The organism is Argonema galeatum A003/A1 (assembly GCF_023333595.1).
GTDB classification, from domain to species: domain Bacteria; phylum Cyanobacteriota; class Cyanobacteriia; order Cyanobacteriales; family Aerosakkonemataceae; genus Argonema; species Argonema galeatum.
Genome location: NZ_JAIQZM010000003.1, coordinates 276,349 through 287,357 on the forward strand (window position 1 = coordinate 276,349; position 11,009 = coordinate 287,357).

At 46.5% G+C, this 11,009-nt stretch carries 8 protein-coding genes and 1 pseudogene; 2 read left to right on the forward strand and 7 right to left on the reverse strand.

The window, feature by feature from the left end:
* Positions 1 to 244: 244 nt before the first annotated feature.
* Together LAY41_RS06040 and LAY41_RS06045 are read left to right on the forward strand one after the other, a co-directional pair.
* The gene (locus LAY41_RS06040) at positions 245 to 2,458 is read left to right on the forward strand and encodes a hybrid sensor histidine kinase/response regulator (protein ID WP_338022942.1); all 2,214 of its coding nucleotides are present in this window, start codon (positions 245 to 247) and stop codon (positions 2,456 to 2,458) included.
* A 153-nt stretch (positions 2,459 to 2,611) separates the two neighbouring features.
* Positions 2,612 to 3,280 (forward strand): class I SAM-dependent methyltransferase, encoded by a 669-nt coding sequence (locus tag LAY41_RS06045; RefSeq protein WP_249095251.1) that lies wholly within the window; start codon positions 2,612 to 2,614, stop codon positions 3,278 to 3,280.
* A gap of 97 nt (positions 3,281 to 3,377) precedes the next feature.
* Here the strand turns inward: LAY41_RS06045 and LAY41_RS06050 are convergent, their stop codons facing one another.
* The 7 genes and pseudogenes from LAY41_RS06050 to LAY41_RS06075 all read right to left on the reverse strand — a co-directional run.
* Positions 3,378 to 4,250 (reverse strand): 6-carboxytetrahydropterin synthase, encoded by an 873-nt coding sequence (locus tag LAY41_RS06050; protein ID WP_249095254.1) that lies wholly within the window; start codon positions 4,248 to 4,250, stop codon positions 3,378 to 3,380.
* Positions 4,247 to 4,381, reverse strand: a complete 135-nt coding sequence (locus LAY41_RS32180; RefSeq protein WP_275973933.1) for a hypothetical protein — start codon at positions 4,379 to 4,381, stop codon at positions 4,247 to 4,249. Before LAY41_RS32180 ends, LAY41_RS06050 begins: the two co-directional genes overlap by 4 nt.
* Before the next feature lie 11 nt (positions 4,382 to 4,392).
* Positions 4,393 to 5,091, reverse strand: a complete 699-nt coding sequence (locus tag LAY41_RS06055) for a J domain-containing protein (protein ID WP_249095257.1) — start codon at positions 5,089 to 5,091, stop codon at positions 4,393 to 4,395.
* A 94-nt stretch (positions 5,092 to 5,185) separates the two neighbouring features.
* Positions 5,186 to 6,151, reverse strand: coding sequence for a cysteine synthase A (gene cysK / locus LAY41_RS06060; RefSeq protein ID WP_249095304.1), 966 nt, complete (start codon positions 6,149 to 6,151; stop codon positions 5,186 to 5,188).
* A gap of 82 nt (positions 6,152 to 6,233) precedes the next feature.
* Entirely contained in the window at positions 6,234 to 6,671 is a 438-nt protein-coding gene (locus LAY41_RS06065) for an Rrf2 family transcriptional regulator (RefSeq protein ID WP_249095260.1), read from the reverse strand.
* A gap of 741 nt (positions 6,672 to 7,412) precedes the next feature.
* Positions 7,413 to 9,500, reverse strand: a complete 2,088-nt coding sequence (locus tag LAY41_RS06070) for an iron uptake porin (protein ID WP_249095263.1) — start codon at positions 9,498 to 9,500, stop codon at positions 7,413 to 7,415.
* Positions 9,501 to 10,694: 1,194 nt separating this feature from the next.
* A pseudogene (locus LAY41_RS06075) lies at positions 10,695 to 11,009 on the reverse strand (photosystem II D2 protein (photosystem q(a) protein)); the annotation flags it as partial.

Here is an 11,009-nt window from a genome sequence, read left to right on the forward strand (position 1 = left end):
GGGTCATGTTTACCTACCAATGACAAAAGCCATATTTGGGTAAGCTCCGATGATACACCAACATCTAGTCGAGGCCATTTCTTGTTTAGATCGACACCCTCCTACAAGAGGTGTTTCAGATCGCAATCAAATGGAGAGCAGTCTCACCAACCGTAAATATTACATCTTGTAAACTAAAGTAAAGTTGCTTTAATATTGTCTGCACCCAGCCTCTGTCGAAACTATGCACCCAGAGCCAATTGAGATGCGCCTGCAAAAACTCAAGCAAGAGCAGGAACTAATTTTAAGCCAAGTGGACAATGCGATCGCTATATTTGACAGATCCCATCGACTTGTCTTGTTCAACAATAAGCTTTCTGCGATTTGGGGCTTTTCCTCAGAGTGGCTGCAAAGCAAGCCGACGTATGAAGCTGTTTTTGCTGAAATCTTAGCGCAGGGCTACTGGTTAGAAGCGCAGCACAAACAGCTGGTTTCTACTATTGAGCAAGCAGAGGCTGAAAATGTTTCCTACTATATCGAGCAAAGCAATGGCATCTGCCTTGATGTTTACGCCACCGTAACATCAGACGGGGGATGCCTGTTTACCTTCCGAGACGTGACCAGCTACCAGCGAGCCCTAAAGGAAGCTCAGCTGACACAGGCAAATTTAAATGCCCAAGTGAGGCGTCAAGCTTTTTTATTAAGCTTAACAGAACAGCTACAGCCTGCTACCGATCTGCGGGAAATTGGGCAGTTTGCCCTTAGCTATCTGGTAGAAGTAATGGGTGCAGCTTTTGGCGATGTTAAGGTAATTACTGGAGAAGGAGTCGATCGCCAAGCAGGCGTCCTCACCAATAAAGTTTTGGGACAATTTATTGCCACTTACGGCGAAGTCGCTGTTGCTGAAATGGAAGCGCTGCTCTCTAGAGGCATTCCTTACGGTCAAGGACTACTTTGGGAAGTGGTGGAAACGGGCAAGCCAATTTTTGTGGAAGATTATTACAACCACCAAAACGCACTACCGGGGTTTCGCCACCCAGCGATCGGTCAGTTGGGCATTTTTCCCATTCCAGCTGCGGATGGCACCATCATAGGGGTTTTAACCCTGGAATCTCGCAGTTTGCAGAAGTTACAAGAAGCTCCCCAACAGGATATGCTCCTGGCAGCTTGTCGGACTTTGGGTGTCGCGATCGAACGCGCTCAAGCTCAAGAGAGTCTGCGTCAGATTAACGAGGACTTAGAGCGAGCATCCCAGATGAAATCTGAGTTTCTCACCTCCATGTCCCACGAACTGCGGACACCCCTCAATAGCATTCTCGGATTTTCTGACTTGTTATTGAGACAAAAGGCCGGTTCTTTGAGCGATCGCCAGATCGGCTATGTCCAAACGATTGAAAAAAGCGGTCAACACCTATTGCAGTTGATTAACGACATTTTGGATTTATCCAAAATTGAAGCTGGCAAAGCAGAAATCGACCTACAACCTGTCTCCCTGCAATACCTCTGTACCGAATGCCTGAAGATGATTCAGCCGCGTGCAGATAAAAAACGACTGGCTCTTTCGTTGGAAATTGACTATCGACTCAAGAACGCGAACTTGGACGAGCGTCGCGTCAGCCAAATTTTGATTAATTTACTTTCCAATGCCGTTAAATTCACGCCGGAAGGCGGACAAATTAAGCTCAGCAGTCGATTGATTTATGGAAATAAACTGGCAAAGGAATATCGGCCCGATCGCAGTCCTATCAATCCCAGTACCCCTTATCTGTGCCTGGAAGTAAAAGATTCTGGAATCGGCATTGCCAAGGATAAGTGGCATTTGCTGTTCCGACCTTTCCAGCAGGTAGATGCTTCTTTAACTCGGCGTCACGAAGGTACAGGTTTAGGTTTGGCTTTAACAAAGCGATTGGCGGAACTGCACGGCGGTACTGTCTCCCTGGAATCGGTGGAAAATGAAGGCTCTACATTTCGGATCTGGCTACCTTTGACCGAAATGCGAGAGGAGTCATTAGTCAGTAGTCATTCGTCATTAGTTACTAGCAAAAAACAAATGACAGATGACAAAATAAAAATGACTATTGACAAATCAAATGCCAAACGGGTGTTAGTAGTTGAGGATCAGCCTTACAATCAAGCGTTAATTTCTGAAGTGCTGGAACTGGAAGGCTATGCAGTTGAGTTAATCTATGACGGTCGCACGATGATGGAAATGATTAACTCTCCTCTGGTAACACCTCAATCTTTACCTGATATAATTTTAATGGATATCCAATTGCCAGAGGTAGATGGCTTTCAGATCATTCGTCACCTCAAGCTTCACCCTTTGTGGAAAAATGTGCCGACGATCGCTGTAACTGCGATCGCAATGGCGGGCGATCGCGATCGCTGTTTGGCTGCTGGTGCCAATGCCTACCTCAGCAAGCCTTTGAATATCGATGAATTGATGGCTACCGTGCGATCGTTTTTAGATAAAAAATAGTCAATAAGCAAGTCCGCAATAAAAAACAAAGCTATGTAACAAACGTAAAATTTCTGGATTTGGTATTGGTTGCGATGATAGCGCTATCATCGCAACCAATACCAATAATGAATGATTTATTTGCGCCGACCTACTTACTAATATGAGGGCATTATGAAAGCAGAAACAAATATTTTCAATCCTGCTTATATCGGAGAAAGAAACGATGTTTTAACGTTGGTTCCTGCCAAACTTATAAAAGTAATCGATGTCGGTTGTAGCATAGGAAAACTAGGCAAAAGGATCGAAGAATCGAAAGGTGCTGAAATAGTTATCGGCATTGAGTTTGACAAAGAAATGGCTGAAGTAGCCAAAAATAATTTGGATGAGGTTATCGTAGGTGATATTGAACAAATCGATTGGCATAGCAAAGCTTCTTTAAAAGATTTGGATTGTCTAATATTTGCAGATGTTTTAGAGCATTTGAAAGACCCGTGGAGAGTTTTAAAACAGACTACCGAACTTTTAGCACCTGAAGTAATTGTAATTGCAAGTATTCCAAATATTAGACACTACGATACTTTGTTAAACTTAGTTGTCAAAGGTTACTGGCCTTACAGAAAAAGTGGAATCCACGACCGAACTCACTTACGTTTTTTTACTTTAAAAAACATTGAAGATATGTTTCAAGAAGCAGAATTAGAGATTGTTAAAATAGAGCGTAACTATAGAACCGGCAGGGGAGGAGAACTGAGAAGATTTTATAAATATCTAGCTGTCCCTCTCTTTAGGGATTTCGTCACATTTCAGTATCTTATAGTTGCCAAAAAGATCAAAAAATAGGTTATTTTTAGCCCCCTTTTTAAGGGGGGCTGGGGGGATCTCTGCGTAAGTCCTACTCTTTAAATTAGAGGTGCGATTTATGCTTTTTATGCTATAATTATATACGCACCAAAACAGGCTCACTGATTTTGCTAACAAATGAACCCGACACTGATTCAGTAGCATAAACTTCACAAGAATTATTGGGACTTTCCACCAATTTTACCTTGTAAAGCTCGGCTCCCAATTCCAGAATCGGCTCTTGCAGTAAATCGCGAATGCGAATAGCAATATTTTCAGCCGTCGGAACAACTTCTGCAAAGTAAGGAATATCTTTATTCAAGAAAGTGTGATCGAAAGGTTCGACAACATAGTCGTCAACGACCTTTTGCAAAGCTCCCAAATCGACACACATCCCGGTACGCGGGTCAACTTCGCCTTTGACTGTGACTTCTAAATGATAATTGTGACCGTGACCGTTAGGACGAGCGCACTTGCCATAAATCTCGCAGTTTTTCTCGTAGCTGAGGTCAGGGCGAGCCAGCCGGTGAGCGGCGCTAAAATGAGTACCAATGCTGAGGTAAGCTTCCATTTCGTTTCCTAAATAATCTGCCCAAAGTTCAGGATGTTCAAACAGTTGAATACGCACTAAAGGTAAATGGGGAGCCAGCTTCTGCCAGATTACCCGTGCTATATTTTCGGTAGTAGGAAGAGTCTCTTGAAATTCTGACCAGACTTCGTTGAGATAGGAAAAGTCCAGTTGGCTGGTGACTTCTCGCTTGATTACGTGCTTAACATCAGATAAGTTCAGCACCATGCCGTACTCATCCAGTTCGCCCGCCATGTAGACAAACAGGACGTAGTTATGTCCGTGTCCGGGTGCGCGGGTGCAGGCACCAAACCGCTGAATGTTTTCCGCTTCAGTTAGTTCGGGTAACCAGTACCTGTGGCTAGCCGAAAACTGAGCGCGACGATTAACAATACATTTCATGAATCCACGTGGGGAGGAGCGAAGGATAAAAGTAAATTTTTGTAAAGTACTTTGTTCCAGAATAAACCAATTCCCGCTTCTATTTCATCTACAGGATTAAGATTGAGGATTTGGAAGGAGAAATTTTCCATGCCCCATGCCCTTAAGCAACATTTTTCAAGGCAGCTTGAGCTTCGCGGCGCAGTCCGGCGGCAATCCTAAACATTTCATGACCCGTGTGCAGATAGCGATCGTCATAATTGAAAGTGAAGAACTCTAATTCGTCAATCCCATCGCTTAGTTGATTTAGGCAATAATAAAGGGTTGCTGCAACGCCAGCTACTTGGGCGGGATTGGGCATGGAACGAAAATAAAGCTGCGCTTGCTCTAAAAAGTCTCGACAGTCTTTGAGGTAATCCTGAAAAGCCTCCAGCAGTTCATCATCAAAGGGGTCAGCGGCGAGGTTATCTATCTGAGCCTTTAGGGGATTGAGAATGCGGCAAAGTAAGCGATTGACTGGCTGATAAACTTGGTTGAGCCATCGCTGAATTTGCTCGTCGGTATCTCTTGCATTTTGTCGCTGTTTCTGGTATTGTTCTTGGGCAGCTTTAGTCCGCTGTTGCCAATTGCCAGAGGAGGTTAGTGAGGGATTGCGTAGTTGCCGATCGTATGACTGTCTCTGCTGTCCATCGCCCAGTATTTCATAGGCGGCGTTAAGTTCGACGATTTGCTCGTGATTGGCTTTCTCGTGCTGGCTATCTGGATGATAGAGTTTGGCTAATTGGCGATACGATCGCTTGATTTCAGCTTGAGTAGCCTGCGGACTGACTTGTAGGGTTTCGTAGTGATTGGGATCTGCCATAACACTAATTCAGTAGTAGGCCAAACCGATCTTGATAGGTCGAAAGCAGGGAAGTTGGGGATACCGTGCCTATCAAAATCAGATTGGTGAACTATTAGGCTAACCCAAGAGTCGATATTTTGGGTTCTGGATCTTGGAACAAAGGCGTACTCAAATAGCGTTCTCCAAAACTGGGTTGAATCATCACTATCAAGCGTCCCTCATTTTCCTTTCGCTGGGCTACCTCGATCGCAGCACACAGCGCCGCACCAGTCGAAATACCGGATAACAGCCCTTCTTCGCGAGCTAGACGACGCCCGTAAGCGATCGCTTGTTCATCGGTAACTGCGATCGTCTCATCAATTAATTCCACCTTAAGCACTTCGGGAATAAATCCAGCCCCAATACCCTGAATTTTGTGCGGGCCTGGTTTTCCACCTGAAAGAACTGGGCTATTGGTAGGTTCGACTGCGATCGCCTGAAAGGAAGGTTTCAGCTTTTTGATTACCTCGGCCACACCCGTAATCGTACCACCAGTGCCGACCCCAGCCACCAGGATATCCACCTCCCCATCCGTATCATCCCAAATTTCTTGTGCTGTTTTCTCCCGATGAATTTGCGGGTTAGCCGGATTGCGAAATTGTTGCAGCATATAGGCATTGGCCGTCATTTCCACAATCTCCTGCGCCTGCCTAATCGCCCCGCTCATACCCTCAATGCCTGGAGTCAGTTGCAGTTCCGCTCCATAAGCTCGCAACATCGCCCGTCGCTCGCTGCTCATAGTTTCCGGCATAGTCAAAATTAACCGATAACCCCTAGCCGCAGCAACCATCGCCAGAGCAATCCCCGTATTTCCAGAAGTTGGTTCCACCAACACTGTTTTGCCCGGTGTAATCCGCCCTTCCTCCTCAGCCTTATCAATCATGCTCACGCCAATGCGGTCTTTAACAGAAGCCGCTGGATTCATCCCCTCCAACTTCACCACAATTCGCGCCACACAGCCTTCTGCTTGTGGAATCCGATTTAACTGTACTAGAGGCGTGCGACCGACTAACTCGGTAATATCATGGGCAATCCGCATATTTTTGTCCTTTGTCAATAGTCCATAGTCCATAGTCCTTGAGTTCATGGTTCATAGCAATGACCAATAACCAATGACCAAATTAGATGTAATACATAATATCTAGTTGACGCCTAGCATCTCGCTTCTCACGCAGATCTTGTAGTGTATATTTTTGCAAAACTGAATTAGCTGCTTGCAGCCCTTCCAGCCAAATTTCTCGCACCACAGCACTTTCTAGGGTTTTGGGCGGAGCATCGTTTGAAGATGACTGAGAATCTAGTCCCTCAAGACAGTACACCACATCCAAAAGCGTGATTTTCCAGGGTTCGCGACCCAGAACGTAGCCTCCCTTCGCTCCGCGTTGGCTACGCACCAAACCGCAGCGCCTCATAGTCGCCAGCAATTGTTCTAAATATCGATCGGGAATATTTTGCTGAGCCGCAATCTGCCGAATTTGCAGCGGTTCGCCGCTCTGATAGTGAATTGTCAGCTCTAAAAGAGCTAAAAGCGCGTATTCACTTTTACACGAGAGTTCCACAGTATATCGTTTCCGGTTGATTATGTTTAGTTTCGGCTTCAGTAGAATTGTCGGTTGGGTTGAGCAGCGCACGAAACCCAACTTTCTCTAAGCTCATTACTTTCTTCATTATACTCCGGTTATATACTGGAGTTTATCGGTTTACCGGAATCTGCTTTCTTGGGTTGCAGGCTTTGTTTGTTAGGACTCACGCTTTTCGCCCCCCTAACCCCCCAAGTTTGGGGGGAACAGAACTTTTCGCCCCCCAAACTTGGGGGTAATATAGCTAGGGACTAGGGGCTAGGGGCTAGGGGCTAGGGTAAGAAAGGTTTATTATCAAGGGTTTGGTGGAATTAAGAATGCCTTAACCGACGAGAGCGGTTGCTATATCATGTCCTTACGCATCGGTTGCCTAAAAAATTCGCGTTCTCATATCTGCGTTCATCTGCGTTCATCCTTCTTTATCTGCGGTAAAAAATTAACCTACGATGAAAACAGAAAATTTGACGATATCACTCTTACACTAACGATGCAACCGGACATAATATATAGCTAAGGGCTAGGGGCTAGGGACTAGGGTCAGAAGGGTTTAGAATCAAGGGTTTGGTGGAATTAAGAACGTCCTAACCGCCAAGGCGGTTGCTATAACTGGACTTTCTCCCCCCAAACTTGGGAGGTCGGGGGGCAGTTAGATCGAGATGCGCCCATAAAAAAGCCCCGTTATCGGGGCTTTTGTTCTGTTCGGAGTCAGTTGTTCATCAGCTAGAAAGTGAAGGTAGTTCTGAGCGTACCGATAAAGATGTCATCATTGTTCTTATTCTGATCGGGAGCCATTAGCCAGATCACACCCGGCGTTACCGAGATGTTGTCTGTGAGTTGGAACTTGTAGAAACCTTCCAAGTGCCAAGGAATATCTCGGCGGAACCTGGGGTCTGGGCCAGCAACTTCTATACCTGTCAAGTAGGGCTCCGCACCGGCAAAAAGACCCAAAACATTACCCTCTCTGCCAATGTTGGGTAAAGCAACGCCAAGTCCGTAAGTCCACATTTGTGCGGTTCCACGACGGATCAGGGTTGCGTCTGTCATAGAAGCCCAGCCGCTGATCGAAAAATTCTTGCTGAGTCGAAACGCAGCTTGCGCCCCATAAGAGTTCGCCGCAATCGGAGTGCTGGTTCCATTTTGTGATGTACCCAGAAGTGTGGATGGCAAATTACCCAGACTGGTACCAACGAGGCGACCGCCAGCACCTCCGCCACCGTCGAATATGTCGCTGCCGGTGTTGTGGTAACTGTGAACGTATGTTAAAGCAAAGCCAAGGCTATTGCTGACGCTGAAATTTAGTTGCGCCAAAGCGGAATAGTTACCATCCAACAGACCGTTCGTATCGGTCGGATTATTGGCACCAGTAGGAGAATTACCGGGGCGATTAATACCCGAACCCCCCGCTAAGTAACCCACAGTGATGGAACTTGGTTTGAAAAAGCTACCGCCGCGTCCTACACTGAAGCTGATTCCACCACCTGCACCGCCACCAATCCGATAGATGGGGTTCTGTTGTGCAAAGGCAGAAATAGCGCCATTGCCACCATCACCGTCGTAGAAGTAAGGGTTGGAAACGTCGGCGTAGTCAGCGTGGAGTCCCCCAAAAGCGGCAACATACGCACGCGAGCTGCCAAATAACGGGAATTCATACGCCAACCAGTCCAATACAATATCGTTGTTGCCACCGCCACCAACGAAATATTGCAACGTACCTTCTGCTGTACTCCGAAATGTCCCGTTACCGTCGCCGTCAGTAAACGTACTGCCTGGGAAATTATTAAAGGGGACAGTGTTACCGGCTGCAATACGGGTGTGCAGGATATCTTTACCCGTGAAGCTGGTTTGGAATTCTAAACGTACCCTGTCTTGAAAGACTGTATTGTTGTTGTCGTCAACACCACTACCAATGTTGCTACCCCCAAAGGCATCAGCCAAAGCAAAAATAGCTTCTCCCTTCAGCTTGGTCGTAGTGGAGAATTGCTGCGCTTCCAGTCGCGTCGTCCGAGCTTCCAGAGCATCTACTCGGCCTCGCAAAGTAGCCAATTCCGCCGCAAACTCTTCTTGTAACCGTTGCAGCGCGGCCAAATCTTCTTTGCCAATACCTTGAGGCAACGACGCAATCAGTTCTTGAATCCGATTTAAACAGGAATTTAACCCAGCCGCAAACTCATAGCGAGTCAGAGCCCTGTTGCCACGATAGGTCCGATCTGGATAACCTTCAATACAACCGTAGCGCTCAACCAGGGATTGCAGTGCTTGGAAAGCCCAGTCTGTAGGCTGTACGTCCCGCAATTGAGATACGGAAGTAACTTGACCCTCCGAGACTCTGTTGGCGGAGCCTTCGTTGCTGTATTGGAGAATTTGGTCTAAATTACCCGAACTATTGGAGGGTGCTGCCTGAGCTACCGTATTTGACGATAAACTCCGAGACGCGGGAGCAGCAGTTGGTGCCTTATCAGCCAGCGTTTTCTCTTGCAAAGTGCGGGCTTGGGTTGGGGCTTCTGCTTTGGAAGCAGCTGCCTTCTGCTGCAAAATAGGAGCTTCAGCGAAAGGCGTCTCCAACTTAGAGCCAGCCGCAGCGTCTTCCTCTGCTGCTGACTGCGCTGGAGCTATATGTTGTAAGGCATCCAACTTCAGGTTGGCTGCGGCAATTGGCTGCGCTTCAGGACTTTGAGTTGCTACAGCTTGGGGCTGACTTACTTCTGCGGTTGTTTGGCTTTCTGCGGCCATTGCTGAAGAGCCAAATACTAGGGCTGCCCCCAGGATTGCCGGACTAAACAGCAGAGACTTCAACAACATTTTGGACATTTTTACTCTTTCTCCTCACACCACATCATAGAGAATCTACGGATTCATCTAAATTTCCCGATCGATACCTTGGTCAAATTAACTTATTTGACTGGCGAAAGCGCTGCGGGGTTCACTTTCCTAGAGTTTGACATTCTCACCGTCACAGCGTCAGCTTGACGGGAGATTCCTGATTCAACGAGCGATGCTTTTTAACACTTGTGTTAACGAGTCTTACTCCCTCTCCACAGGCTTAACTTTCCGTATGCCCTACGGTAGTTGATGCTTTTGCTTCCTACTTACCTAATTTTGTCACTTGGTTTTGTAACTAGAGGTGTTTCAGAGAAGCTTCTAGCTTCTAGGGTTCAATCCTTTAAAGTTTTACTTCAACAAGGATTTGTGTTGAAAACCCCCTACTTTAACTCTTTGACGATCTAGGTGCTGATTTGCGATCTTGCTATTGTACTCCATTTATGGGGATATGACAAGAGACACAAGGGTAAAAGCATTAAAGTTAGGCTTACCGAGGACGAGGCAAGAGAGGATTAATCTTGATGCGAAATCTCAAGGGTTTTCTGTGTCTCTTGGTGATTCGGGATTACATCAAGCGACTACCTAAAACGGATTCGCTACGCTCAATTTGTGAGTTGGTTGCAATTCATCTCACCACCAAGCTGTCGCTGTGGTGGGAGTCCTCTTGCAACATTTTAGATAGATTAACAAATTACAGCAGCGCAGCTTTCACTCATCAGCCAGTTTCCGATCTGGCTCTTGGTACAAAAAACTATCCGCTCTCAGCGATAGTGACTTGGTAAAATTTTGGTCACTATTGCTGAGAGCGGTCTAGCGGGTCTTCAGATTGAAACTAGACTGCCGGGAGGAACTCTAACCTGCCCAGCAGGAACAGCTATTTTAGTTCCACTAGGGAACTAAGCTTAACTGCTAGAGAACAGCCCCGGCGCACAGCCAGTTAAATCCAATCTGATGACCCATGATTTTACTACTATCTTGCATAGGCATCACCTCCTTATTCCCTGAACGGTCTTTGTCTCAAAGAGGAAATTGAAGTATTGGTGTTATTCACCTGTAGTTAATGTATCACACCAAAACAAGAAAATGGGGATCTTCCCAAAAAATTACCAAAAAACCCCTGCCTATCGATAGGCAGGGGTTTTCGGCTCGGCTAGTAAAGCTGAGCCGGGATGAGGCTAAATACTACAGAGCGTTACCGCGAGGTAGTACTTCTTCAGGGAATACAAATTTTTCGTGAGGCTGATCTTGAGGTGACATCCAAGCACGGATGCCTTCGTTGAGCAAAATGTTCTTGGTGTAAAAGGTTTCAAATTCCGGGTCGGCAGCCGCGCGCAACTCTTGGGATACGAAGTCGTAAGCCCGCAGGTTGAGTGCTAAACCGACAATGCCAATGGAACTCATCCACAAGCCGGTGACTGGAACGAACAGCATGAAGAAGTGCAGCCAGCGCTTGTTGGAGAAGGCAATTCCGAAGATTTGCGACCAGAAGCGGTTGGC

What these genes read in the sequence shown, in the direction of transcription:
- LAY41_RS06040 (WP_338022942.1), top strand. Translation starts at nt 245, where the DNA reads ATGCGCCTGCAAAAACTCAAGCAAGAGCAGGAACTAATTTTAAGCCAA.
- LAY41_RS06045 (WP_249095251.1), top strand. Translation starts at nt 2,612, where the DNA reads ATGAAAGCAGAAACAAATATTTTCAATCCTGCTTATATCGGAGAAAGA.
- LAY41_RS06050 (WP_249095254.1), bottom strand. Translation starts at nt 4,250, where the DNA reads ATGAAATGTATTGTTAATCGTCGCGCTCAGTTTTCGGCTAGCCACAGG.
- LAY41_RS32180 (WP_275973933.1), bottom strand. Translation starts at nt 4,381, where the DNA reads ATGGAAAATTTCTCCTTCCAAATCCTCAATCTTAATCCTGTAGATGAA.
- LAY41_RS06055 (WP_249095257.1), bottom strand. Translation starts at nt 5,091, where the DNA reads ATGGCAGATCCCAATCACTACGAAACCCTACAAGTCAGTCCGCAGGCT.
- cysK (WP_249095304.1), bottom strand. Translation starts at nt 6,151, where the DNA reads ATGCGGATTGCCCATGATATTACCGAGTTAGTCGGTCGCACGCCTCTA.
- LAY41_RS06070 (WP_249095263.1), bottom strand. Translation starts at nt 9,500, where the DNA reads ATGTCCAAAATGTTGTTGAAGTCTCTGCTGTTTAGTCCGGCAATCCTG.